Origin of the sequence: Xanthomonas melonis (assembly GCF_020783655.1) — a bacterium.
In the GTDB taxonomy this organism is placed as follows: domain Bacteria; phylum Pseudomonadota; class Gammaproteobacteria; order Xanthomonadales; family Xanthomonadaceae; genus Xanthomonas; species Xanthomonas melonis.
In genome coordinates, this window is sequence record NZ_JAJGQH010000023.1 from 17,649 (window position 1) to 41,076 (window position 23,428).

Annotated in this window: 23 protein-coding genes; 7 read left to right on the forward strand and 16 right to left on the reverse strand. The window is 67.6% G+C overall.

All coding sequences use genetic code 11. The features are described from left to right. Nucleotides 1-122: 122 nt before the first annotated feature. The 5 genes from LL964_RS19215 to radC form a co-directional block, all read right to left on the reverse strand. Nucleotides 123-884, reverse strand: coding sequence for an SDR family NAD(P)-dependent oxidoreductase (locus LL964_RS19215; protein ID WP_104588884.1), 762 nt, complete (start codon nucleotides 882-884; stop codon nucleotides 123-125). A gap of 28 nt (nucleotides 885-912) precedes the next feature. Further along, nucleotides 913-1,437 carry a hypothetical protein gene (locus tag LL964_RS19220; protein ID WP_267190502.1) on the reverse strand — a complete coding sequence of 175 codons (525 nt, stop codon included), beginning with the start codon at nucleotides 1,435-1,437 and terminating at the stop codon, nucleotides 913-915. A gap of 9 nt (nucleotides 1,438-1,446) precedes the next feature. After that, nucleotides 1,447-2,337 (reverse strand): SPOR domain-containing protein, encoded by an 891-nt coding sequence (locus LL964_RS19225; protein ID WP_104588886.1) that lies wholly within the window; start codon nucleotides 2,335-2,337, stop codon nucleotides 1,447-1,449. Nucleotides 2,338-2,505: 168 nt separating this feature from the next. Further along, nucleotides 2,506-4,194, reverse strand: coding sequence for an arginine--tRNA ligase (argS, locus tag LL964_RS19230; RefSeq protein ID WP_104588887.1), 1,689 nt, complete (start codon nucleotides 4,192-4,194; stop codon nucleotides 2,506-2,508). 86 nt (nucleotides 4,195-4,280) lie between these two features. Continuing rightward, nucleotides 4,281-4,958, reverse strand: coding sequence for a RadC family protein (gene radC / locus LL964_RS19235; RefSeq protein ID WP_104588888.1), 678 nt, complete (start codon nucleotides 4,956-4,958; stop codon nucleotides 4,281-4,283). A gap of 96 nt (nucleotides 4,959-5,054) precedes the next feature. Between radC and coaBC the strand changes: the two genes are divergently transcribed. The 3 genes from coaBC to LL964_RS19250 are packed head-to-tail and all read left to right on the forward strand — an operon-like array spanning nucleotide 5,055 to nucleotide 9,151. Beyond that, nucleotides 5,055-6,326: a bifunctional phosphopantothenoylcysteine decarboxylase/phosphopantothenate--cysteine ligase CoaBC gene (coaBC, locus tag LL964_RS19240; RefSeq protein WP_104588889.1), complete on the forward strand. Its 1,272-nt coding sequence runs from the start codon at nucleotides 5,055-5,057 to the stop codon at nucleotides 6,324-6,326. Continuing rightward, entirely contained in the window at nucleotides 6,323-6,790 is a 468-nt protein-coding gene (gene dut, locus LL964_RS19245; RefSeq protein WP_104588890.1) for a dUTP diphosphatase, read from the forward strand. The genes coaBC and dut overlap by 4 nt, the downstream gene beginning before the upstream one ends. A gap of 12 nt (nucleotides 6,791-6,802) precedes the next feature. Further along, nucleotides 6,803-9,151, forward strand: a complete 2,349-nt coding sequence (locus LL964_RS19250) for a phosphomannomutase/phosphoglucomutase (protein ID WP_146092453.1) — start codon at nucleotides 6,803-6,805, stop codon at nucleotides 9,149-9,151. A 95-nt stretch (nucleotides 9,152-9,246) separates the two neighbouring features. On the opposite strand, the gene LL964_RS19255 is transcribed toward LL964_RS19250, so the two are convergent. From LL964_RS19255 to pyrE, 9 genes are all read right to left on the reverse strand, one after another. Further along, a complete protein-coding gene (locus LL964_RS19255; protein WP_323132953.1) occupies nucleotides 9,247-9,840 on the reverse strand; it encodes a hypothetical protein in 594 nt (197 codons plus the stop codon). A 185-nt stretch (nucleotides 9,841-10,025) separates the two neighbouring features. Next, complete coding sequence (locus tag LL964_RS19260; protein WP_104588891.1) at nucleotides 10,026-10,367, reverse strand: lipid-A-disaccharide synthase N-terminal domain-containing protein; 342 nt, start codon at nucleotides 10,365-10,367, stop codon at nucleotides 10,026-10,028. Continuing rightward, nucleotides 10,367-11,089 carry a glycosyltransferase family 2 protein gene (locus LL964_RS19265; protein WP_104540963.1) on the reverse strand — a complete coding sequence of 241 codons (723 nt, stop codon included), beginning with the start codon at nucleotides 11,087-11,089 and terminating at the stop codon, nucleotides 10,367-10,369. The genes LL964_RS19260 and LL964_RS19265 overlap by 1 nt, the downstream gene beginning before the upstream one ends. Before the next feature lie 256 nt (nucleotides 11,090-11,345). Further along, nucleotides 11,346-12,311: an NAD-dependent epimerase/dehydratase family protein gene (locus tag LL964_RS19270; protein ID WP_104588892.1), complete on the reverse strand. Its 966-nt coding sequence runs from the start codon at nucleotides 12,309-12,311 to the stop codon at nucleotides 11,346-11,348. 19 nt (nucleotides 12,312-12,330) lie between these two features. Next, a complete protein-coding gene (locus LL964_RS19275) occupies nucleotides 12,331-12,669 on the reverse strand; it encodes a helix-hairpin-helix domain-containing protein (RefSeq protein WP_104588893.1) in 339 nt (112 codons plus the stop codon). Nucleotides 12,670-12,696: 27 nt separating this feature from the next. Further along, nucleotides 12,697-13,632: a ParB/RepB/Spo0J family partition protein gene (locus LL964_RS19280; RefSeq protein WP_104588894.1), complete on the reverse strand. Its 936-nt coding sequence runs from the start codon at nucleotides 13,630-13,632 to the stop codon at nucleotides 12,697-12,699. After that, nucleotides 13,632-14,429 (reverse strand): ParA family protein, encoded by a 798-nt coding sequence (locus tag LL964_RS19285; RefSeq protein ID WP_104588895.1) that lies wholly within the window; start codon nucleotides 14,427-14,429, stop codon nucleotides 13,632-13,634. Before LL964_RS19285 ends, LL964_RS19280 begins: the two co-directional genes overlap by 1 nt. Nucleotides 14,430-14,543: 114 nt before the next feature. After that, nucleotides 14,544-15,209 (reverse strand): PALP domain-containing protein, encoded by a 666-nt coding sequence (locus tag LL964_RS19290; RefSeq protein WP_146092454.1) that lies wholly within the window; start codon nucleotides 15,207-15,209, stop codon nucleotides 14,544-14,546. A gap of 22 nt (nucleotides 15,210-15,231) precedes the next feature. Beyond that, nucleotides 15,232-15,891 carry an orotate phosphoribosyltransferase gene (pyrE, locus tag LL964_RS19295; protein WP_104588896.1) on the reverse strand — a complete coding sequence of 220 codons (660 nt, stop codon included), beginning with the start codon at nucleotides 15,889-15,891 and terminating at the stop codon, nucleotides 15,232-15,234. A gap of 118 nt (nucleotides 15,892-16,009) precedes the next feature. Here pyrE and LL964_RS19300 point away from each other — a divergent pair, with 118 nt between their 5' ends. From LL964_RS19300 to LL964_RS19310, 3 genes are all read left to right on the forward strand, one after another. Continuing rightward, a complete protein-coding gene (locus LL964_RS19300) occupies nucleotides 16,010-16,810 on the forward strand; it encodes an exodeoxyribonuclease III (RefSeq protein WP_104588897.1) in 801 nt (266 codons plus the stop codon). Continuing rightward, on the forward strand, nucleotides 16,807-18,171 hold the full coding sequence (locus tag LL964_RS19305) for an AmpG family muropeptide MFS transporter (RefSeq protein ID WP_104588898.1): 1,365 nt from the start codon (nucleotides 16,807-16,809) through the stop codon (nucleotides 18,169-18,171). The genes LL964_RS19300 and LL964_RS19305 overlap by 4 nt, the downstream gene beginning before the upstream one ends. 75 nt (nucleotides 18,172-18,246) lie before the next feature. Then, entirely contained in the window at nucleotides 18,247-18,474 is a 228-nt protein-coding gene (locus LL964_RS19310; protein ID WP_047692723.1) for a hypothetical protein, read from the forward strand. A gap of 242 nt (nucleotides 18,475-18,716) precedes the next feature. On the opposite strand, the gene LL964_RS19315 is transcribed toward LL964_RS19310, so the two are convergent. Both LL964_RS19315 and LL964_RS19320 read right to left on the reverse strand, forming a co-directional pair. Further along, a complete protein-coding gene (locus LL964_RS19315) occupies nucleotides 18,717-19,850 on the reverse strand; it encodes an anhydro-N-acetylmuramic acid kinase (protein ID WP_104588899.1) in 1,134 nt (377 codons plus the stop codon). A 374-nt stretch (nucleotides 19,851-20,224) separates the two neighbouring features. Further along, nucleotides 20,225-21,643, reverse strand: a complete 1,419-nt coding sequence (locus LL964_RS19320; protein ID WP_104588901.1) for a M23 family metallopeptidase — start codon at nucleotides 21,641-21,643, stop codon at nucleotides 20,225-20,227. 170 nt (nucleotides 21,644-21,813) lie between these two features. Here LL964_RS19320 and tyrS point away from each other — a divergent pair, with 170 nt between their 5' ends. Continuing rightward, the gene (gene tyrS, locus LL964_RS19325; RefSeq protein WP_104588902.1) at nucleotides 21,814-23,025 is read left to right on the forward strand and encodes a tyrosine--tRNA ligase; all 1,212 of its coding nucleotides are present in this window, start codon (nucleotides 21,814-21,816) and stop codon (nucleotides 23,023-23,025) included. Nucleotides 23,026-23,428: the final 403 nt, after the last annotated feature.

The window sequence follows — 23,428 nt, forward strand, 5'->3', positions numbered from 1 at the left end:
ATCTGCGCCCCGCGCCGGGTCGTCCTCCGCTGCGCAGGAACAGAAACACAACGCCCGCCTTCGCTGCCGAGAACGGGCGTGTCAGGTACGGCGTCTGCGGTGCGCGGACGCTGCGCTGCGCCTCAGGTGGAGGTGTCGTCGCGCGCTACCTGGAAGCCGGCGAACGATTGCGTCACCGGCATGATTTCCAGCCGGTTGATGTTCAAGTGCGGTGGCAGGCTGGCCACGTAGAAGATCTGCTCGGCGATGTCTTCGGCGGTCATCGGGGTGGCGCCGCGGTACAGCGTGTCCGACGCGGCCTGGTTGCCACCGGTGCGCACCAGGGTGAATTCGGTTTCGGCCATGCCCGGCTCGATCGAGGTCACGCGCACGCCGGTACCGTGCAGGTCCGAGCGCAGGCCGAGCGAGAACTGCTGCACGAAGGCCTTGGTGCCGCCGTAGACATTGCCGCCGGTGTACGGGTAGGTCGCCGCCACCGACGCGATGTTGATGATGGCGCCACGGCGCGCGATCAGTGCCGGCAGCAGCCGGTGGGTGAGGGTGACCAGCGCGGTGACGTTGGTGTCGATCATCTGCTGCCATTGCACCAGGTCGGCCTGCTGCGCGGGCGCGGTACCGAGCGCCAGGCCAGCGTTGTTGACCAGCACGTCGATGTCGGCGAATGCGGCGGGCAGCGCGTCGATGGCGGCCGACAAGGCCTGTGCATCACGCATGTCGAAAGCGGCCGTATGCACCTGGCCGGCAGGAAGTTCTGCCGCGAGTGCAGTCAGGCGTTCGGTACGCCGGCCGGTGGCGATGACCTTCCAGCCGGCAGCGGCGAAGCGGCGCACCGCAGCGCTGCCGAATCCGGAGGTGGCGCCGGTGATCATGACGGTCTTGGACATGGGGAACTCCAGGGGATGGGAGAGGATCTCAGGGGACAGCGTTGCCGCTGGCGGCAGCGCGTCGCTCGCGCAGCATCTGCTCGGTCAGCGTGTCTTGCGCGACCACCTGGCCGCGACGCAGCCGCAGGACCAGGTAGCTGGCCGCAGTTGAAGGCGCCGCTGCAGCGCGTGGCAATGCGACGATCAACTCGCCGTCCACCCACACCGCCGGCACCGGCGCGCGCTGGCCGGGAAACAACACCTCCAGCGGCAGCTCCGGCGGAACATCGTTGCAGGCGCCCAGCACGACGCGATCGAGCACCAGTTGCCGCGCTTCCAGTCGCCAATCTGCGCGATAACCACGCCAATTGGCCGTGCAACTGCCCAGTGCCGTGCCGGCCGTGGCGACGAAGCGCTTCCAGATGGCGGGGTCGTCCAGCGGCCCGGACAAGGGCTCCGCCAGCAGGTCTGCCTGGCGGCCGTCGATCTGGATGTGATCGGGGATCTGCTCGGTGGCCTGCGCACTGCCGATCAGCGCGAGCAGTCCCAGCAACGCGCTGGCGAGGCCGCGCATCACGTGTGCTTATTGCGCCTTGATGGCGATGGCAGGCAAGCCGCTGCCGGTGAGTTTCTGCTTGGCCTCGGCCAGTTCGCCGGCGCTGCCGTACGGCCCCATCCGCACGCGGTACACCGTCTTGCCGTTGATCTCGGCCGATTCCACCCGTGCGGCCAGGCCCATCATGGCCAGCTTGGCCTTGGTCGATTCGGCATCGCCGGAGGCGCCGAACGAGCCGGCCTGCAGGATGTAGCGGGTGTTGTCGGTCACCGCAGGCGCGACGGTGGGGCTGGACGCCGGCGTGGCGGCGGCAACCGCCGGCTTGGGCGCTGTGGCAGCCGGCGTGGTGAGCGCTGCGGTGCCGGCCGGCGCCGGCGTGGCCACCGGGCGGGTCTGTGTCGCTTCCGGCAACGGCTTGGGCGCGCTGGCGGCGGTTTCGTTCAAGGGCACCGGCACGCTCGGGGCCGGCGTGGCCGCCGCAACGCTGGCTGCGGCCCCCGGCGCCGGCGGCACCGGCTTGCCTTCCAGCGCGGCGCGCGCACGTGCCGCTTCCTCGGCACGCGCGCTGGCCGCCAGTTCCGCATCGGACATCTGGACTTCCTTGCCGGGCAACAAGGTGTAGAAGTCGTACTGGGTCTGCGCATCGCCCGACTTGGCCTGCGGCTTGGGCGGTTGCGCGCTGGGCCTGGGCAGCTCGGCCGGCGTATCGGTATCGGCATCGGCCACCGGTTCGGGCTGTGCGTCGGGATTGGCCCGCGGGCCGGCCCGCAGGAAGCCGTCGCCGTCCTTCTTGAACAGGTTTGGCGCGGCCAGGAAGATCACCGCCGCAATCGCAGCGCCCGCCACCAACCACACCCAGCCGGGTGTGCCATTGCTGGTGTTGCGCCGTGCCTGACTCTTACCGCGTCGTGCTGCCATCTACCACTTCTCCGAATCGTGTCGTTGCGGGCGCCATGCCCGACTTACTGCGGCGGTCGCTGTCGCTGCCGCCCTGGCACGGCAACCGCTGCGCAAGGCCGTCGCGATCGCCTTGCGCATTGCGCTGCCGCACGGGGAGTGCCCCGCCCGGCGTCGCCTCGTGCCTGCCTACATCTTTTCCGGCGCGCTGACGCCAAGCAGCTCCAGACCGTTGGCGAGCACTTGCTGGGCGGCGACGGCGAGTGTGAGTTTGGCATCGCGCTCGGCGGCATCGTCCACCAGCACCTTGCTGTTGTGATACCACGTGTGGAAGGCATGCGCCAATTCACGCAGGTATTGCGCGATCTGGTACGGCTCCAGCGCCTGACCGGCGATTTCCACCACTTCCGGATAACGCGACAGTTCCAGCATCACCGCAAGCGAATGCTCGTCGTCCAGGCACGCCAGCTGGTTCAGCCCATTGGCCTGGTCGTACTTGTAGCCCTTTTCCTGTGCCTGGCGCAGCACGCTGCACACGCGTGCATGCGCGTACTGCACGTAGAACACCGGGTTGTCGTTGCTCTGCGCGCGCGCCAGATCGATGTCGAAGGTAAGCTGCGAATCGGGCTTGCGCGCGATCAGGAACCAGCGCACCGCATCGGCGCTGGTTTCCTCGATCAGATCGCGCAGGGTGACGTAGCTGCCGGCACGCTTGGACAGCTTCACCTCCTCGCCGCTGCGCATCACGGTGACCATCTGGTGCAGCACGTATTCCGGCCAGCCCTGCGGGATGCCCAGCTCCAGCGCCTGCAGGCCGGCGCGCACGCGGGTCAGCGAACCGTGGTGGTCGGCACCCAGTTCGGTGATGGCGCGTTCGTAGCCGCGCTGCCACTTGGTCAGGTGGTACGCCACGTCCGGCACGAAATAGGTGTAGGTGCCGTCGGACTTGCGCATCACGCGGTCCTTGTCGTCGCCGAAGTCGGTGGACTTCAGCCACAACGCGCCGCCTTCCTCGTAGGTGTGGCCGGAGGCGATCAGCTTCTGCACCGCCTCTTCGACCTTGCCGTCCTTGTACAGCGAGCTTTCCAGGAAATAGATATCGAAGTCGACCCGGAACGCGGCCAGATCGTGGTTCTGCTCGTTGCGCAGGTACGCCACCGCGAAGCGGCGGATCGATTCAAGATCGGCCGGATCCTTGGTGCCGGTCACCAGGTGGCCTTCCAGGTCGACCGTGTCGCCGGCCAGATAGGCGTTGGCCACATCGGCGATGTAGTCGCCGCGGTAGCCGTTCTCCGGCCAGCCGTCGCTGTCGGGGGTGAGCCCCTGCGCACGTGCCTGTACCGACAGCGCCAGGTTCTCGATCTGCACGCCGGCATCGTTGTAGTAGAACTCGCGCTTGACGTTCCAGCTATTGGCATCGAGCACGCGCGCCAGGCTGTCGCCGATCGCTGCGGCGCGGCCGTGGCCGACATGCAACGGGCCGGTCGGGTTCGCCGACACGTATTCCACGCCCACCGAGCGGCCGTTACCGGCCAGCCCGCGACCGTAATCGTGGCCCTGCTTGATCACATGCGCCACTTCGCGCTGATACGCGGTGGGCGCCAGGTGGAAATTGATGAAGCCGGGGCCGGCGATGTCGACCTTGGCCACGTCGTCGCTGGCCGGCAGGGCAGCCACCAGCGCCTGCGCCAGCGCGCGCGGATTGCTGCGCGCGGCCTTGGCCAGCAGCATCGCGGCATTGGTGGCGAAGTCGCCGTGCTCGCGGGTCTTGGGTCGCTCGACCACAAAATCCGGCGGCAAGGTGTCGGCAGGCAGGGTGCCGTTGGCGCGCAAGGCTTCGATGCCTTGGCCGATCAGTGCGCGGAGTAGGGCTTTCACGTGGGATCTGCTTGGAACCAAACCAGCGATTTTACCCGACCGCGCGCCGCAGGATCCGGCCGATGGTTCAGGTCGGGGCGGCAGGCTCATTCCAGCCAGCCGCGCTCGGCCAGCGATACCGGGCGGCCGTCGCCGATCACGAAGTGGTCCAGCAGGCGGATATCCACCAGGTCCAGCCCCTGTTGCAGGCGTCGGGTGACGGCACGGTCGGCCTCGGAGGGTTGCGGATTGCCGGAGGGGTGGTTGTGTCCGACGATTATCGCCGCAGCGTTATGCAGCAAGGCCTTGCGCACCACTTCGCGCGGATGGATGTCGGCGCCGTCGATGGTGCCGGTGAACATCTCCTCGAATGCGATCGCGCGGTGCCGGTTGTCCAGGAACAGCACCGCGAACACCTCGTAGGCGCGGGCACGCAGCCGCTGCGAGAAGTAGCGGCCCACGCTAGGCGGGTCGCTGAGTGCTTCGCCGCGCTCCAGCCCGCTCATCAGATGGCGGTGCGCCAGCTCCAGCGCCGCATTGAGCTTGCAGGCCGAGGCCGGTCCCAGGCCTGGCAGGCGGGCCAGGGCCGGGGCCGGGCGGTCCAGCAGTACCCGCAGCGGGCCGTGCCGATGCAGCAGTTCGCGCGCGGTCTTGACCGCATCCTGGCCGCGCAGCCCCGAGCCGACGAAGATTGCCAGCAGCTCGGCATCGGAGAGCGCGGGTGCGCCGCGCGCCAGGAGTTTTTCGCGCGGGCGTTCGTTGCTGGGCCAGTCGTGTATGTGCATATGGCCAGATTGCCGATGCTTATCGCCCACGCCTATCAGGGCAGGCAGGGCCATCGGCTAATCTAGTTGTCCTTGTAACCGTAGGACGACCCCGACGTGATCGGCTCCACTCAGGCCCGCCCCCTGGACGGGCAGCGTTTATTGCTGTGCGTCGGCGGGGGCATCGCCGCTTACAAATCGCTCGAACTGGTCCGTCGCCTGCGTGACGCCGGCGCGCAGGTGCAGGTTGCCATGACCGGCGGCGCGCAACAGTTCGTCACCCCGCTGAGCTTCCAGGCGCTCTCCGGGCAACCGACCCGCACCACGCTGTGGGACAGCGCCGCCGAGCAGGCGATGGGGCATATCGAACTGGCGCGCTGGGCCGATCGGGTCATCGTGGCCCCGGCCACCGCGGATCTGCTGGCGCGGCTGGCGCATGGCCTGGCCGACGATCTGGTCACCACGCTGTGCCTGGCGACCACCGCGCCGTTGACCGTTGCCCCGGCGATGAACCATCGCATGTGGCTGCACCCGGCCACCCAGGCCAACATCGCCACCTTGCGCGCGCGGGGCGTGGCGGTGGTGGGTCCGGAGGACGGTCCATTGGCCGAAGGCGAATCCGGCCCCGGCCGGTTGGCCGATCCGGCGGCGATCGTCGCTGCGCTGGCAGGTGCCGACGCCGTGACCGCCCCGCCCGCTGCCGCCCCGTCTGCCGCTACCCCGGCATTCGTTCCCAGCAGCGCGCAGCTGGAGGGCCTGCGTGTGGTGATCAGCGCCGGCCCCACATTCGAGGACCTGGACCCGGTGCGCTACGTCGGCAACCGTAGCAGCGGCAAGATGGGCTACGCACTGGCCGCCGCCGCCGCCCGTCAGGGCGCCGACGTGGTGCTGGTCAGCGGCCCGGTCCACCAGACCACGCCGCCCGGCGTGCAGCGCATCGATGTGCGCTCGGCCGTGCAGATGCGCGATGCGGTGCTGGGCGCGTTCCCGGCCGACATCTATATCGGCGCGGCGGCGGTGGCCGACTACACGCCCAAACGGGTGGTCGCGCAGAAAATCAAGAAAACCGGCGAGACGCTGACTCTGGAGCTGGTGCGCACGCCGGATATCCTGTCCGAGGTCGCCGCCCAGACCGGCGCACTGAAACTGGTGGTCGGTTTTGCAGCCGAAACGCACGACGTGGAGCATTACGCGCGTGGCAAGCTGGCGGCCAAACGGCTGGATCTGATCATCGCCAATCAGGTGGGAATCGAAGGCGGCGGTTTCGAAAGCGACAATAACGCCGCCACCGCTTACTGGCAGGGCGGCGAGCGCGTGTTCCCAAGCAGCAGCAAGACCCAGCTGGCCGACCAGCTGCTGGCCCTGATTGCGGAGAGGTTGCAGGCATGAGCTACCCGATCCACTCCCTGCAGGTGAAGCTGCTCGACCCGCGTTTTGGCGACGTGTGGCCGCTGCCGGCCTACGCCACCGAGGCCAGCGCAGGCATGGACCTGCGTGCCGCGCTGGAAGCGCCGATGACCCTGGAGCCTGGCGATGCGGCGCTGATACCCAGCGGTATCGCCATCCATCTGGCCGACCCGCAACTGTGCGCCGTGGTGTTGCCGCGCTCTGGCCTGGGCCATCGTCACGGCATCGTGCTCGGCAACGGCACCGGGCTCATCGATGCCGACTACCAGGGCCCACTGCTCATCAGTACCTGGAATCGCGGCCGCGAGGCCTTCACCATCGAACCGGGCGACCGTATCGCGCAGCTGGTGATCCTTCCGATCGTGCGCGTGGGCTTGCAAGTGGTGGATACTTTCGTCGACAGCGCGCGGGGAGCGGGTGGATTCGGCCATACCGGGGTGCGCTGACTGGGGAGTCACATGAGCAAGGCGAACGAGCGCAGGCAGTCGATGTCCAGCGTGCGTACGAGCGGTCCGGTGTTGGGGGGCGTGTTGCTGCTGCTGGCCGCCTGGTTCGGCTGGAACGGCTATGCGCAGTGGCATGAAGAGGCCATCGCGCAGGATCTGGAACACGCGCGCGACCGCGCCGTGCAGGAGGTCAGCCAGGCGATGGCCGCGCAGGCCAGCCAACTCGATGCCGTCCTCAAGCAGCCGGCGGTGGCTGCCGCGCTGGGCAACGGCGACGCCTTGGCGGCCGCCTCGGCCATCCGCGAGCGTTTCAAGGGCGCCGAGGACGTGCAGGTGCTGCCCGGCGATCTCGCCGCGGCCTATGCCAATCCGAAGGACTTCGGTTATGCAAGGCTGAGCCTGCTCGAATCGGCGCTGCTCGCCGAGCGCGCGCAGGTGCGCGTGGTGCGTGACGCCAAGCAGGTGCGTCTGGGCGTGGCGGCAGCGGTGCGCCTGGGTGCGCAGCCGGCGGTGGCGTATGCACGGCTGCCATTGCTGCGCCTGACCGGCCCACTGGACGCCATCGCCGTGCCCGGCAGCGCCTACCTGGCCTTGCGCCAAGGCAGTTTCAACGTCGTGCAGCAGGGCGACGCGGCGCTGGCCGATGCTGCCGAAACGCTGGCCAAGCCGCTGGGTACCAGTGGCCTGCGCGTGGCGGCCGCGGTCCCGCAGCGCGACAGCGGCCCGTTGGGTCTGGGGGCTGTCGGCTGCGCCATCGTGGCCGCACTGCTGCTGGCCATTGCCGTGTTGTCCGTGCTGGCCAGCCGTGGTCGGGTGGCGCTGCCGCGCCGACGCCGCGTCGCCGGCGAGTCGGCGCTCGATGAACCGACCTTCGGTCAAAGCCTGCAGCACGACGCCAGCCTTGCCAGCGAAGCTGCTGCGGTGGAGCCCGACGCACCGCCGTCGCCACCGCCGCTGTTGCCGGCGGTGCAGGTCGCCACGGACATGTTCCGCGCCTACGACATCCGCGGCGTGGTCGGCAAGGATCTCAATCCCGGCGTCGCCGCATTGATCGGGCAGGCCATCGGCAGCGTCATGCAGGCGCAGGGTCTGCGCGATGTGGTGGTGGGCCGCGACGGACGGCTGTCCGGACCGGAGCTGACCAGCGGCCTGATCGAGGGCCTGCGCCGCGCCGGCTGCAACGTCACCGATATCGGATTGGCGCCGACGCCGCTGGTGTACTTCGGCGCCTATGAACTGCGTGCCGGCAGCTGCGTGGCAGTGACCGGCAGCCACAACCCGCCCGACTACAACGGCTTCAAGATCGTGATCGGCGGCGAGACGCTGTCCGGTGCGGCCATTGCCGAACTGCATCAGCGCATCAACCAGGGTCGCCTGCATACCGCCGCCACGCCCGGCGAGCTGGAGCAGCGCGACATCGGCGATGCGTACATCCAGCGCATCGCCGACGACGTGCAGCTCGACCGTCCGATCAAGGTCGTGGTGGATGCCGGCAACGGCGTGGCCGGCGAGCTCGCGCCGCGCCTGCTGGAGGCGATCGGCGCCGAGGTCATCCCGCTGTATTGCGACATCGACGGTACTTTCCCCAACCATCACCCCGACCCGAGCGAGCCGCACAATCTCGACGATCTGGTGAAGATGGTGCAGCGCTTCGACGCCGACATCGGCGTGGCCTTCGACGGCGATGCCGATCGTCTGGGTGTGGTCACCAAGGAAGGCGCGGTGGTGTTCCCGGACCGTCTGCTGATGTTGTTTGCCGCCGATGTGCTGCAGCGCAATCCCGGCGCGCTGGTCATCTACGACGTGAAGTGCACCGGCAAGCTGTCCGACTACGTGTTGCGAAATGGCGGCAGCCCGCTGATGTGGAAGACCGGGCATTCGCTGATCAAGTCCAAGATGCGCGAGACCGACGCCGAGCTGGCCGGCGAGATGAGCGGCCACTTCTTCTTCAAGGAGCGTTGGTTCGGGTTCGACGACGGCATCTATGCAGCCGCGCGCCTGCTGGAGATCCTGGCCCAGCGCGAGGAGAGCCCGTCCGAGGTGCTGAACGCCCTGCCTGAGAGCGTGTCCACGCCGGAAATCAAGGTGCCGGTGGAAGGCGATGCGCACGCGCTGGTGGCGCGTATTGTCGCGCGCGCGCAGGACGGGGAGGAATCGCCGTTCGAATCGGCGCGGTTGTCGACCATCGACGGCCTGCGCGTGGATTTCATCGATGGCTGGGGTCTGGTGCGTGCTTCCAACACCACGCCGATCCTGGTGCTGCGCTTCGAAGCCGACAGCGAGGCGGCACTGGAGCGCATCCGCGCGCTGTTCCGCAGCGAGTTGCAGGCGCTGTTGCCCGAGCATCCGCTGGCGTTCTGAGCGCGATGTGCCGACAGCGCCAGCGGCGTTGCCCGGCCAACGGCAGTGCCGTTGGTCGCCGCACGGCACAACCGCGGCCAGATGGTGATGGTCGGTCAGGCATGCTCAGCGCTCGCCGGCGCTGACGCTGCCAAGACGCTCAGCTGTCGCCCATCGGGCACATCCGGTCGCCCGACGGCCTCCGGGCCGTGGCGCTGCAGCCACACCGCGTCCCAGTACGGATACGCGCCGATCCGGTCGACCAGGCCGGCGCGCAACGGCAAGGCCACCAGGCCACGCGCGAATTGTCGGCGATCGATGTCTGCAGGAAGTGCTGCCGCCTGCATCTCCGGCTGCCAGACCGTCCCGCCGCGGCCGCGCGCGCGATTGACCGCCTCGCCGGCTGCCAGCCGCGCGGAACTGGCCAGTTGCAGCAACAGCGCCTTGCCCGGCGCCTGCAGCAGGCCGCACCAGCGATGTGGCAGCAGTACCCAGCACAGCAACTGCGCGCCGTGCCAATGACGCGCCAACGCCAGGGTCGCCGCGGCGGCGCGCGCGCACCGCCAGTCCGCAAACAACGGCACGCCTTGATGGGTGGGCAGGCACAGATGCCAGTACGCCGCAGTGGGAACTGGCACGAAAACCGAACAGGGGGCGGATGCGCTGGACATGCCCACAGCCTGCCCATGCCGCCGTGGCATCAACATCATCCAGCCACGCATCAAGACGTCGGCCACCTGCGCAACGCCGCGTAAGAATCAGGCGCTCAGCGCCACCTTGTTCTCGCAATGCCGCCAGCCACCCGGACAACCTGGTCCCGTCTGGAGCGATGTAGCCATCAACGCGACGTATGCGCGACGGCTACCGACGACCGACGAATCCCCAATCCCGGCCGTCAATGCCCAGCCCGATCGCGCTTCCAGCCGCGATGTTTGACGTCCAGATACAGGCTGTAGACCGCGGTGAACGCCGGGAACAGGTTCTGCAGCACGCCGACCGAGTCCTGTTTGGCCGAAAACACGAAGTAGCTCAGCGTCATCAGGCTGCCGACCACGCTCATGTACCAGAACAGGCGCGGGATCACCGGTTTGCCGGCACGTTTGGAGGCGAGGAACTGCACCAGCCAGCGGCCGCCGAACATCAGTGCGCCCACGTAGCCGATCAGCTTCCAGCCGGTGACGTGGATGCCGGTCCAGTACAGCCAGGTCAGTGGCTGGTCCAGCAACGTCGCATCCATCAGCGTTCCTCCACCACGGTGCGCTTGCTGCGGGTGATCAGCCACGCCACGCCGCGCAGGTCGCGGATGCCCACCAGCGCGCGGTTGAGATTGTTGTACTTGGACACGCCGGCGGTGCGATGGCGGTGATTGACCGGCACGCTCACCGTCCGCCAGCCGGCGCGTTGCATCAGCGCCGGCAGGTAGCGGTGCATGTGGTCGAAGTACGGCAGGTCCAGGAATGCCTCGCGTTCGAACAACTTGATGCCGCAGCCGGTATCGGGCGTGTTGTCTTGCAGCATGCGCGAGCGGATCGCGTTTGCCCACTTGCTGGCCCAGCGCTTGGACCCCGAATCCTGCCGGTTGACGCGCCAGCCGGCGAACAGCTTGACCTGCGGCTGGGCCTGGCTGCGCGCGATGAGCAGCTTGGGGATGTCGGCCGGGTCGTTCTGGCCATCGCCGTCGAGCGTGGCGATCCAGCTGGCGCGCGCGGCCTTGACGCCGCTGCGCACCGCCGTGCTCTGGCCGCTCTGGGTCACGTGATGCAGCACCCGCAGCTCCGGCGTGGTGGCCTTCAGGCCCTGCAGCACCGCCAGGGTGTCGTCGCGGGAATGGTCGTCGACATAGACGATTTCGAAGGCCACCAGACCGCGCAACGCAGCGACGATTTCGCCCACCAGGGCCGCGACGTTATCGCGCTCGTTGAACACCGGAACGACGACGGAAAGCTGAGGTTGGCTCATGGATTCGTAGTGACCGGAGGAAAGCGGAGCGAAAAGATCGCGCATTGTGCCCTGCGCGTCTGAGCCGGGCATGAAGCGCGCTCGTCTTCGCTGCGCCGGAACGCGCACAAGCGGCCTGAAGCGTGTAGGGCAAGGTTACTCGGGGCCGCCCAGGGCATGAAGCCAGCGATCCGGCGCCGTCACGCCGCAGTGTACCGGCGCGCAGCGGCGTGGCCGAGCCCGACCAGGCCGGTGCCGCTGTCCGCGCGTCGGGCGCTCAGGCCCGGTCGCCGAAATAGTGCCGGCACCAGTCCACCACCTGCGGCAGCCCATGCTCGACCGGCGTGGTCGGCGCGAAGCCGAACGCCGCCTGCGCGCGCCGGGTATCGGCCATGGTGCGCAGCATGTCGCCCGGCTGCATCGGCTTGTAGACCTTTTCGGCCGGACGACCGGCGGCCCGCGCGATCACCTCGATGAAGGTTTCCAGTTCCACCGGCGTATGGTTGCCCAGGTTGAAGACCCGGTGCGGCACCGTATCGTCGCTGGGCGTGTCCAGCGCACCGAGCACGCCAGCCACGATGTCGTCCACGAAGGTGAAGTCGCGCTGCATCCTGCCGTGGTTGAACACCTCGATCGGGCGCCCGGCCAGCACTGCGCGGCTGAACAGCAGCGGCGCCATGTCCGGCCGGCCCCATGGGCCATACACGGTGAAAAAGCGCAGCCCGGTGGCGCGCAGACCATAGAGTTGCGCATAGGTATGGGCCATCAACTCATTGGCCGCCTTGGTCGCCGCATACAACGACCGCGGCTGGTCCACGCGCTGGTCCTCGGAGAAGGGCGGGGTGGCCGAATCGCCGTACACCGAGCTGCTGGACGCATACGTCAGGTGCTGCACGCCGCGATGCCGGCACAGTTCGAGCACGTTGACGAAGCCGACCAGGTTGCTGTCGACGTACGCGTGCGGGTTTTCCAGCGAATAGCGCACCCCGGCCTGCGCTGCCAGGTGCACCACGCGGGTCGGCTGAATCTGGTCGAACAGTGTGGCCAGGCCATCGCGATCGGTCAGATCCAGCGCGCGGATGTCGGTATCGGGGCACAGCGCCGCCACCCGGTCGCGCTTGAGCTGCGGGTCGTAGTAGCTGTTGTAGTTGTCCAGTCCCACCACCGCCTCACCGCGCGCCGCCAGGGCGCGGCAGGTGTAGGCACCGATGAAACCGGCGGCGCCGGTGACGAGAATGGTCATGGCAGTCGTCCTGAAGACATCAAGTTCGGGGTGCTGGGTCGCGCGGTGACGGCCCCGCCGCCGGCGCGGATCGGCTGGCCAGGATCGCCTTGCGCTCGGCGCTGAATTCCCACCAGTGGCGCGCCGGCTCGCCCTGCATGAAGCGCACGATCGACAGAAACACATCGATCACGCACGGGTCGTGCCGCACGCCGGTGCGCTGGCAGAGCCGGGCATGCATCTCGAACGCGTCGCAGTCACGCAACTGCGCCGGGTCGTGGATGCCGAGCACTTGCAGATCCTGTGCGCAGGCCGGCCCCACATTGGGCAGGTCGGTCAGGCGCCGGAGCTGCGCACGGTCCACCTTGGAAGGATGCATCGGCGTTCCTCGTGCGCGGCCGTGGACTCAACCCTTGTGCAGGCGCAGGCGTTCCAGTACGCCTTCCAGCGTGTCCAGATCGGTGTAGTGGATCACCAGCTTGCCCTTGCCGCCGCGGCCGTGATTGAACACCACCCTGGTACCCAGCGATTCGGACAGCTCGGTTTCCAGCGAGGCGATATCGGCCTGCGGCGCCACCGGCGCGGGCTTGCCCTTGCGCAGCGCGCCGGGCACCTTGCCGGCGGCGAACTGCTGCGCGCGATGTTCCACTTCGCGCACCGACCAGCCCTGGTCTGCCGCTTCCTGCGCCAGCTTGCTGGCCAGTTCCGGGGCCAGGGTGAGCAGCGCGCGCGCATGGCCCATTTCCAGGCGACGGGTTTCCAGCAGCACCCGGATCGCTACCGGCAGTTCCAGCAGCCGCAGCAGATTGGACACCGATGCGCGCGAGCGGCCTACCGCTTCGGCGGCCTCGGCATGGGTCAGCGAGAATTCGTCGATCAGCCGCTGCAGCGCTTGCGCTTCTTCCAGCGGGTTGAGGTCTTCGCGCTGGATGTTCTCGATCAGCGCCATCGCGATGACGGTGCGGTCGTCCAGCTCGCGCACCACCACCGGGACTTCGCTCAGCCCGGCCAGCTGCGAGGCGCGCCAGCGGCGCTCGCCGGCCACGATCTCGAACTGTCCCGGCGCCAGCTCACGCGCCACGATCGGCTGGATCACCCCCTGTGCCTTGATCGACTCGGCGAGCTCGGCCAGCTTGACCTCGTCCATCTCCTGGCGCGGCTGGTACTTGCCCGGTTGCAGCTGGGCGACTGGCAGCGTGCGCAGGCTGTCGCCCGGCTGCAGGGCCGGCTCGTCGGCGCCACTCGGTGCCGCAGCGGCTGCCGCTGCGGCGCCCTTCGGCCCCAACAGCGCTTCCAGGCCACGGCCCAGGCCACGCTTCTTCGCCAGCGGCGGCTTGCTCATCAGACGGTCTCCACGGGCCGAACGGCCTTGTTGCGGTCGTTCTGGCGGCGCACGATTTCGCCGGCCAGGCCCAGGTAGGCCACCCCGCCGCGCGAGGTACGGTCGTAGCCCACGATGCTCTGGCCATGGCTGGGCGCCTCGGCCAGGCGCACGTTGCGCGGCACGATGGTACGGAACACCTTGTCGCCGAAATGCTCGGTCAGCTCGGCCGACACGGCATTGGCCAGGTTGTTGCGAATATCGAACATCGTACGCAGAACCCCTTCGATCTCCAGCGCCGGGTTGAGGTTGGCGCGCAGCGCTTCGATGGTTTCCAGCAGCGCGGTCAGCCCTTCCAGCGCGTAGTACTCGCATTGCATCGGCACGATGACCGAATCGGCTGCGGTCAGCGCGTTGAGCGTCAGCAGCGACAGTGCCGGTGGGCAGTCGATCAGGATGAAGTCGTAGGCGTCGCGGATCGGCGCCAGCGCGCGCTTGAGCCGCTGCTCGCGCTCGCCCTGGTCCATCAGCTGGATCTCGGCGGCGGTCAGGTCGATGTTGCCCGGCAGCAGGTCGAAGCCTTCCGGCGCGGTGACCCGGATGTCGGCGGCGCTGTTCTCGCCCAGCAACAGGTCGCAGGTGGAGGCGGCCACATCGCGCTTGTCGATGCCGCTGCCCATGGTGGCGTTGCCCTGCGAGTCCAGATCCACCAGCAGCACGCGCTTTGGCGCGCGCGCCAGGCCGGCCGCCAGATTGACGGCCGTCGTGGTCTTGCCGACGCCGCCTTTCTGGTTGGCAATGGCGATGATCCGGGCCATGCGGGAGAGCCTCGTGGGCAAGGAGGAAGACCGGCCATTATGCGGGCAGGGCGTCGGATCGGGAAATGCCGCCTGCGGCGGCGCCGGGGCACGTGCTGGAATGACCGGGGCGGCTCAGCCGGCGGGGGAGGCACCGCCGGACGGCGTCTGCATGGCACGGTAGCGCTTCAGGATGTCGGCGATCTCGCTGTCCAGGGCCACCCGCTGCTGCTCGAAGCTGGTCTGCAGGCGCAGTTGCGCCATCAGTTCGCGGTGGCGTTGCTGGATGTCGCCTGCCAGCTTGTCGGCCACCGCCTGGCCGGCCAGTTCGCGGTCGCCGGCCGCACGCAGCAGGCTGGCCAGGCCCTCGCGCAGGCTGGTCACATTGAAGCGGGCGGTATGGATGTTGTTGTCGACGATGGCGATACGCTCGTTGAACACCCGGCGCAGGTCGTCCTCGCTCTGATACGACATCAGCATCGCCTGATCGGTGCGCTTGCGCATCTGCTCGGCAGCCAGGTCGGCCTGGCGCTGTTGCTCGCTGGCCGCCGCCGCCGCCCGCTCGTCGCTGCTCATGGCGCGCTGCACCTCGGCGCTGCGCAAGCCACTCTTGGCGTTGAACTCGTCGCGCGCCTGGTTCACCGCTTCCGGCGGCAAGGTGTCGCTGCAGATCCTGGCGCCGTTCTGGTTCCAGCAATACAGCTTCTTCGCCGCCGCCTTGTCCTGCGCCCCGGCGGGCGCAACGGCGAACATCGCCACGACGACGGCGAACACTGCCAAAGAGAGGTGTCTCGGCATCATCGCAGCCCCCTGTCGCCTGCCGTCAGCCCGTGGTGTCGGTGCCGTAGCGGCCACGATAGGCCAGCAGCGGTTCCCGGTAGCCGACAAGGTCGGCGTTTCCTGCCGCAAAAGCAAGCAGATCGGCGAGGTTGGCCACCGCGATCACCGCGATGCCGGCCTCGGCCGCCACCGCCTGCGCCGCCGAGCGGCGGTCCTGCTCGGAGGCGATCTCCTGCCGGTCCAGCGCCACCACGATGCCGGCCGGGGTACCGCCGGCGGCACGGATGATGCCCAGCGCCTCGCGGATCGCGGTGCCGGCAGTGATCACGTCATCGACGATCAGCACCTTGCGGCCAGCCAGCGGCGCACCGATCAGGCTGCCGCCCTCGCCATGGTCCTTGGCTTCCTTGCGGTTGAACGCCAGCGGCAGGTCGCGGCCGCGTGCGGCGTAGGCGCAGGCCACCGCGGTCGCCAACGGGATGCCCTTGTAGGCCGGACCGAACACCAGGTCGAAGTCCACCCCGGCCGCATCGATCGCATCGGCATAGCACTGTGCCAGCTGCGCGGTCTTGGCGCCCGAATCGAAGCGCCCGGCATTGAAGAAATACGGGCTCAGCCGCCCCGACTTGAGCGTGAACTCGCCAAAGCGCAGGGCGTCGGCGGCCAGGGCCAGCTGCAGGAATCGGGTGCGGTGGTCGGTCATGGGGTGGGAATGGGGAATCGGGAATGGAGAATCGTAAAGCCTACCCCAGCCGCACAAGGAAGGCTGCCGGTACGCGATGCGTTTACCATTCCCCATCCCCCATTCCCCATTCCCGCCCATGCGCATCATCAGTTTCAACGCCAACGGCCTGCGCTCGGCCGCCAGCAAGGGCTTCTTCGACTGGTTCGTCGGCCAGGATGCGGACGTGCTGTGCATCCAGGAGACCAAGGCGCAGGAACACCAACTGGCCGGCCCGGAGTTCCTGCCGGCCGGCTACAAGGCCTGGTTTCGCGACGCCAGCACCAAGAAGGGCTATAGCGGCGTGGCGATCTACGCCAGGCGCGAACCCGACGAAGTGCGCACCGCGCTGGGCTGGCCCGAGTTCGACGAGGAAGGGCGCTATATCGAGGCGCGCTTCGGCAACCTCAGTGTGGTGTCCTTCTACATCCCGTCCGGCTCGTCGGGCGAATTGCGCCAAGACTACAAATTCCAGGTGATGCAGTGGCTGCGGCCGATCCTGGACCAGTGGCTGGCCAGCGGCCGGCAGTACGTGCTGTGCGGCGACTGGAACATCGTGCGCACCGCCCTGGACATCAAGAACTGGAAATCCAACCAGAAGAATTCCGGCTGCCTGCCGCCCGAGCGCGACTGGCTCAACGGGCTATGCGCCGATGTGGCCAGCGATGCCAGTCCTGCCGACGGCCGCGGCTGGGTCGACAGTTATCGCGTGCTGCATCCGCAGGGCCAGGACTACACCTGGTGGAGCAACCGCGGCGCCGCGCGCGCCAACAACGTGGGGTGGCGCATCGACTATCAGCTGGTCACCCCCGGCCTGCGCGAGGCCCTGCAGGCCTGCGCGATCTACCGCGAGCAGCGCTTCTCCGACCACGCACCGTACGTCGTGGACTACGCACTGTGAGCGAGGCCGTCAAGCCGCGCCGTCCCTGGCAACGCGTGCTCGCCAACCTGCGGCAACGCAAGGTGCTGGCCATGCTGCTGCTGGGCTTCAGCTCAGGACTTCCGCTGTACCTGGTCGGCAATACGCTCGGTTTCTGGATGCGCAAGCAGGGGATCCAGCTGGACACCATCGGGTTCCTGTCCTGGGTCGGTCTGGCCTACACCATGAAATTCCTGTGGGCGCCGATCGTGGACAAGACCGACGTGCCGCTCCTGGGCAGGCTTGGGCGGCGCCGGGGCTGGATGTTGCTGTCGCAATGTGTCGTCGCGGTTGGCCTGGTCGGGATGGCGTTGATTCAACCGGTTGGCGGTCAGTTGCTGGTGCTGGGGATCGCCTGGGAACACCTGGCGGTATTCGGCGCGATGGCCGTGGTGGTGGCCTTCGCGTCGGCCACCCAGGACATCGTGATCGATGCCTGGCGCATCGAAAGTGCCGACGACAGCGAGCAGCTTGGCCTGCTGACGTCCTCTTCGGCGCTGGGGTACCGTTCGGCGCTGCTGGTGACCGATGCATTGATCCTGATCCTGGCCGCCCGGGTTGGCTGGCAGCTCTCGTACGAGGTGATGGCCGCCTTTATGGCGCTGGGCGTGGTCGCCGTGGCGCTGGCCCGCGAGCCCGCGCGCGAGATGGCCGCGGTCCAGGCGCAGGGGGCCGCGTTGTGGACACCGCGCGGGCTGTTCGACGCCATCGTCGGGCCGTTCCTGGCGTTCGTGCGCGAGCATCGCAGCGGCGCGGTGCTGATTCTGGTGGCCATCAGCGTCTATCGCATGGCCGACTTCGTGATGGGGCCAATGGCCAACCCCTTTTACGTCGATCTTGGCCTATCCGAAGACACCGTGGGCGCGGTGCGCGGCTCGGTGGGTCTGGTGGCGACCTTCGTCGGTATTGCAGTCGCTGGCCTGGTATCGGTGCGCTGGGGCGTGCTGGCGACCTTGATGGCCGGCGCGGTCCTGGGCCCGTGCTCGAACCTGGCATTTGCCTGGCTGGCCTATGCGGGGCCTGAGACCAGCAAGTTCGCGGTCGCGATGGCGATCGACAACTTCGCCAACGGCTTTGCCGGCACTGCCTTGATCGCCTACATGTCCAGCCTGACCAGCATCGGCTACACCGCCACGCAGTACGCCTTGCTCAGTTCGTTCTATGCCATGCCGGGCAAGGCCTTGAAGGGGTTTTCCGGATGGTCGGTGCAAACCCTGAGCCAGGGGCGAACGCTGATGGAGGGCTACGCGCTCTTCTTCGTGGGGACTGCGTTGATCGCGGTGCCAGTGGTGCTGCTGTGCGGGATGCTGATCCTGCAGCAGCGCCGCAGTACGGCAGCCTGAGGTTGCGATGGGGCGCGCGGCTGGGGGATCATCGCCCGGCGCGTCTGCAGCGGAACCTCGGGACAAGGAGTTGGCATGACCGATCTGGTGTTGCGTGACATCGATCCGCTGCTGGTGGACCGTATCCGCCGCATTTCCGTCGCACGCGGGTGGACGCAGCACCAGACCGTCATGCATCTGCTCGAACAGGGCCTGTTCGCCAGCGAATACGAGGTCACCGGCGGCTTGCAGCACCCGGAAGTCGATGCCCTGGCCGAGGCGATCGCTGCGCTCAAGGCGCTGCCGGCGGGGAACAACCCTTGAGCGGGCGGCGGCAGTCCGGACGCTGGGCGTTCGGTGCCGGCCCGGAAGACACACCTCATCGATTGCGCTGACAGGGCTCGCCTGCCAGGACGCCCGGGCCGTTCGGCAGCACAGGTCATCGCCACCGGTTTGCGCGTCCTCCTGTTCCTGTTCTGCGGCAGCGTCGGTCGACAACTGAGGCGTGCACCTGCGCACGCGGCCACCATGAGAAAACAGCGCGACCGTTCTCCCCGTGTCGCTGCTCAGGCTGGATGGATCGCCCCCAGCAACCGCGGTCCCGCCGCCCCGGTGACCGCCGGCAGATTCGCCGGGCGCGCAGCCAGCAGCTCGGCTGCCAGCCAGGCAAACCCCATCGCTTCCAGATAATCCGGATCCAGCCCATGGCGCGCGCTGGATTCCACCACCACGTCCGGCAGCCGTGCCGCCAGGCGTGCCATCAGCACCGGATTGCGCACGCCGCCGCCACAAACCAGCACCCGGCGGGTCTGCGGTTGCAGTCGCAGCAAGGCGTCGGCCACGGTGACAACGGTGAGTTCGAGCAAGGTCGCCTGCACATCGGCCGGGCTCGGGCGGGCCTCGCCCATCGCCTGCATCACCCAGGCCAGATGGAACTGCTCGCGTCCGGTACTCTTCGGAGGCGCCAGCGCAAACCACGGGTCGGCCAGCAATGCCTGCAGCAGAGCGGCATCCACCCGGCCACTGGCGGCGAATGCGCCCTCGTCATCGAACGCGGTACCGTGCTGCTGCTGGCACCAGCTGTCCAGCAAGGCATTGGCAGGTCCGGTATCGAAGCCGAGCACCGTGCCGTCGCGTGGGATCAGGGTCAGATTGCCGATGCCGCCCAGGTTGAGGACGGCACGGTCCTCGTTGGCCGTGCCCAACATGGCCAGATGGAAGGCCGGCATCAGCGGTGCGCCCTGGCCGCCGGCCGCCACGTCGCGCCGGCGGAAATCGGCCGCGGTGGTGATGCCGGTGTGCTCGGCGATCCGGCTGGCATCGCCGATCTGCCAGGTGAACGCCGGATTCCCGTTGGGTCGGTGGCGAATGGTCTGCCCGTGCGAGCCGATCGCGCGGATACGCTCGCGCTGCACGCCGGTCTCGGCAATGAGCTGATTGGCGGCAGCGGCGAATGCCAGCCCGACCTCGGCGTCCAATCGCCCAAGCGCATCGATGCAGACCGTTTCCGCCCCCTGTCCCAACGCGACCAGCCGATCGCGCAGTGCCGGCGCCCACGGCACCGTGGTGCCCGCCACCAGTTCGCAGCGGCGATGGTTGGCGTCGGCAAAGCGCACCAGTGCGGCATCGATGCCATCGGCGCTGGTGCCCGACATCAGGCCCAGGTAGAGCGGGGAGTCAATGGGTTCCAAGACGGACATGCCGAAGCCAGAAATGCACGGTCGGCCAGCTTGTGCAGCCAGGCCGTGCCCGTCAACCGGTCTGGCGCTCGACACCGAGGAGCGAGACCCGCATCGCCGTCAGGCCGAATGCCTGGACAGGTGCCGTTGCCGGCTGGGGACGCCCCGCGCTCCGCAGGTGGCGGACATCTCCAGCAAGGACGCCCAGTTCGCCAACATGGACGCGGGCGATTCCGACCCCAGGGAGTGCAACGTGTCGACCCGCATCGCGCGCAGCAGACGGTGTCACGCGGCTGCGCCGCTGCCCGGCCAAGCGGCGTGGCCGGAATGCAGGGCCGGCCTTCCGCCGGATCCACCCCGCGTCGCCGCTTCCGCCGCCGCCCCGCTGCGCGGACTCAGCCGCGCGACTTGCCCTTGGCAGGCTTGCTGGCATCGGCGTAGATCAGCTTTTCCATGCCCTCGATGCGCGCCATGGCCGGTGCGGTCTGCGCACGGAAGGCGGCCAGTTCGGCGCCCTGCAACGGCTCCGGCGGCGGCATGGTCACCGACATCGGGTTGCGCTGCTGCCCGCCCACGCGGAATTCATAGTGCAGATGGGGGCCGGTCGCCAGACCAGTCATGCCGACATAGCCGATCACCGTGCCCTGGTTGATGCGCTGGCCGGCCTTGATCTTGCCGAAGCGCGACATGTGGCCGTACAGCGTGCTGTAGCTCTTGCCGTGGTCCAGGATGACCACATTGCCGTAGCCGCGTTGGGTGCCGACGAACACCACCCGTGCATCGCCGGCCGCCATGATCGGCGTTCCCGAGGCCGCCGCGTAGTCCACGCCCTTGTGCATGCGCATCGTGCCCAGCACCGGATGCCGGCGTGCGCCGAAGGTGGAGCTGATCCGGCTATACGCCACCGGCATGCGGATGAAGCTCTTCTTCAATGGCCGGCCGGTGATGTCGTAATACTCGGCGGGCTTGCCGGCGCGCTCGAAGCGAAAACCGGTATAGGTCTTGCCGCCGGTGGTGAAGGTGGCCGCCAGGATGTCGCCGGTACCGATCCGCTCGCCTTCGCGCCAGGTTTCGTCCAGCACCACGCTGAAGCGATCGCCGGGCTGCAGATCCTTGTCGAAGTCGATGTCGTACTTGAAGATCTCGTCGGTCATGATCGCCACCGCCGCAGGCGATAATCCCGACTTGCCGGCCGAAGCAGACAGCGAACTGGTGATTTCACCACTGGCCACCACGGTGCGCGTGGTCGTTGCGCGCTCGGTCACCTTCTCGCGCACGCTGTCGCCCAGCAGGCGCAGTTCCACCCGGTGGCTGTCGTCACGATCGAAGCGCAGCGCCCGCAACTGGCCGGGCGTGGGCATGTCGAAGGCGATTTCAGCGCCCGGATGCAGCCTGGTCAGCGCCTCCTTGGTGCCGGGATGCGCCAGCACCTGGTACATCACCGCGGTCGGAATTCCCAGCTCGCCGAACAAGGTGCTCAGTGTCTGCCCGGATTTGACCTGCAGGATTTCCCATTCCGTACTCGGCGCCAGTTGCTTGCGGCTGGGTACCAGCGGCGGCAGCGGCAGCGCCAGCGTGGAATGGCTGGACAGCGGGGCATCGATCGCGTTGGAGAAGCCTGGCACGATGGTCGCTACCATTGCACCGATGGTGGCGAACAGACTGGCGTGGATCCAGTGGCGGCGCGTCCAGCGGTCGTTGAAAGCCGCCGGAAGATGCGCCTTGAGCTTGCGATGCAGGGCAGTGTCGTGGAGAACGTGGAGGCGTTCGTGAAAGCGCCGCTTGCGTGCACGGCCCTGCTCTGAGTTCTGCATCGTTCCATATCCTCGCTGGCTCGAAGTGCGAGCCCAATCGCCGGTACCATAGACAGGCTGTAACAGCGCGTCAAACCATTGAGCCTGTTCATTATTTTCACTTGGCGCGGAATTAACCCGCGTTTAACATCATTCACGTTATTGACGGCAAACGCCGCTGGAGTCCGTGGTTGGCCACTATCGAAGAATCCCTCGCCCTCATCGGCCGCGGCGCCGACGAGATCCTCAAGCTCGATCAGCTGGAAACCCGGCTCACATCGGGTGTGCCGCTACGGGTGAAGGCCGGCTTCGATCCCACCGCGCCGGATCTGCACCTGGGCCACACTGTCTTGTTGAACAAGATGCGGCAGTTCCAGCAGCTCGGGCACCAGGTCATTTTCCTGATCGGCGACTTCACCGGCATGATCGGCGACCCCAGCGGCAAGAACGTCACCCGTAAGCCGCTCAGCCGCGAGGACGTGCTGGCCAATGCGCGGACCTATGAAGAGCAGGTCTTCAAGATCCTGGACCGCGAGCGCACCGAAGTGCGTTTCAACTCCGAGTGGTTCGGCCAGATGACGGCCGCCGACATGATCAAGTTGTCAGCCCAGCACACGGTGGCCCGTATGCTCGAGCGCGACGACTTCGCCAAGCGCTTCGCCGGGCAGCAGCCGATCGCCATCCATGAATTCCTTTATCCCCTGGTGCAGGGCTACGACTCGGTGGCCTTGAAGGCGGACGTCGAACTGGGTGGGACCGATCAGAAGTTCAACCTGCTGATGGGCCGAGGGCTGCAGGAGCACTACGGTCAGGCCCCGCAGATCGTGCTGACCATGCCGCTGCTGGAAGGCCTGGATGGCGTGGCCAAGATGTCCAAATCGCTGGGCAACTATATCGGCATCAACGAGCCGGCCATCGACATCGTCACCAAGACCATGAAGATCGGCGATGAGCTGACCTGGCGCTGGATCGATCTGTTGTCCTTCGACATCGGTGTGGCCGAAGCGGTGCGTCTAAAGGAGCAGGTCGCCGCCGGCGAGCTGCATCCGCGTGAGGTCAAACTGCGGCTGGCGCGCGAACTGGCCACCCGGTTTCACGATGCGGCCACCGCCGAGCAGGCGATTGCCGGCTGGCATGCCGTGGTGACAGGGCAGGGCGACACCAGCCTGCTGCCGTTGCAGGAGGTTGCAGTGCCGGCCGAGGGCCTGCGTATCGCTGGTCTGCTGACCGCAGCCGGCCTCACGCCGAGCAACTCGGAAGCCACGCGCAAGCTCAAGGAGCGCGCCGTCAAGATCGATGGGGAGGTCATCGAGGACGCGGCGCGTGTGTTCGCGCCAGGTTTCGAGGGCGTGATCCAGGTCGGCAAGCGCAATTTCGCTCGGGTGATGCTGGTCAACGGCTGACGCGCGCAAGGCTGATGCGCAGCGGCAATCGCAGATGGATGTCGCCACATCTATATGTCGTGTGGCGGCTTCAGAAGCCTGCTGAAGCCACGGATGGCTGCGCGTCTGAGGCGTGGCGCAAGATTCTGGCGGCAGCGGTGATTTTTCTTTCACAAAGCTCTTCCCAAAACGGTTTTAGGGGCCTATAGTTCGCCTCCCCCGACGCAACGGACCCGCAAACGCGGTGACAGCGCAGAAGGGTTCGGAAATTCCCTGATCCAGGGTGTTGACGAAACGCAAAAGCCGGCTATGATGGGCGGCTAGCAACACGGAAAGACGCTACGGCAGATTGAGGTGATGCGGCGGCAACTTCCTCTTCACGAGGGGTTGACGAGGATGAAAAGCCTGCTAATATGGCCGGCTC

Coding starts and splice junctions, on each gene's coding strand:
- LL964_RS19215 (WP_104588884.1), bottom strand. CDS start 884: ATGTCCAAGACCGTCATGATCACCGGCGCCACCTCCGGATTCGGCAGC.
- LL964_RS19220 (WP_267190502.1), bottom strand. CDS start 1,437: ATGCGCGGCCTCGCCAGCGCGTTGCTGGGACTGCTCGCGCTGATCGGC.
- LL964_RS19225 (WP_104588886.1), bottom strand. CDS start 2,337: ATGGCAGCACGACGCGGTAAGAGTCAGGCACGGCGCAACACCAGCAAT.
- radC (WP_104588888.1), bottom strand. CDS start 4,958: ATGCACATACACGACTGGCCCAGCAACGAACGCCCGCGCGAAAAACTC.
- dut (WP_104588890.1), top strand. CDS start 6,323: ATGAGCTACCCGATCCACTCCCTGCAGGTGAAGCTGCTCGACCCGCGT.
- LL964_RS19250 (WP_146092453.1), top strand. CDS start 6,803: ATGAGCAAGGCGAACGAGCGCAGGCAGTCGATGTCCAGCGTGCGTACG.
- LL964_RS19255 (WP_323132953.1), bottom strand. CDS start 9,840: ATGATGTTGATGCCACGGCGGCATGGGCAGGCTGTGGGCATGTCCAGC.
- LL964_RS19260 (WP_104588891.1), bottom strand. CDS start 10,367: ATGGATGCGACGTTGCTGGACCAGCCACTGACCTGGCTGTACTGGACC.
- LL964_RS19265 (WP_104540963.1), bottom strand. CDS start 11,089: ATGAGCCAACCTCAGCTTTCCGTCGTCGTTCCGGTGTTCAACGAGCGC.
- LL964_RS19270 (WP_104588892.1), bottom strand. CDS start 12,311: ATGACCATTCTCGTCACCGGCGCCGCCGGTTTCATCGGTGCCTACACC.
- LL964_RS19275 (WP_104588893.1), bottom strand. CDS start 12,669: ATGCATCCTTCCAAGGTGGACCGTGCGCAGCTCCGGCGCCTGACCGAC.
- LL964_RS19280 (WP_104588894.1), bottom strand. CDS start 13,632: ATGAGCAAGCCGCCGCTGGCGAAGAAGCGTGGCCTGGGCCGTGGCCTG.
- LL964_RS19285 (WP_104588895.1), bottom strand. CDS start 14,429: ATGGCCCGGATCATCGCCATTGCCAACCAGAAAGGCGGCGTCGGCAAG.
- LL964_RS19290 (WP_146092454.1), bottom strand. CDS start 15,209: ATGATGCCGAGACACCTCTCTTTGGCAGTGTTCGCCGTCGTCGTGGCG.
- pyrE (WP_104588896.1), bottom strand. CDS start 15,891: ATGACCGACCACCGCACCCGATTCCTGCAGCTGGCCCTGGCCGCCGAC.
- LL964_RS19300 (WP_104588897.1), top strand. CDS start 16,010: ATGCGCATCATCAGTTTCAACGCCAACGGCCTGCGCTCGGCCGCCAGC.
- LL964_RS19310 (WP_047692723.1), top strand. CDS start 18,247: ATGACCGATCTGGTGTTGCGTGACATCGATCCGCTGCTGGTGGACCGT.
- LL964_RS19315 (WP_104588899.1), bottom strand. CDS start 19,850: ATGTCCGTCTTGGAACCCATTGACTCCCCGCTCTACCTGGGCCTGATG.
- LL964_RS19320 (WP_104588901.1), bottom strand. CDS start 21,643: ATGCAGAACTCAGAGCAGGGCCGTGCACGCAAGCGGCGCTTTCACGAA.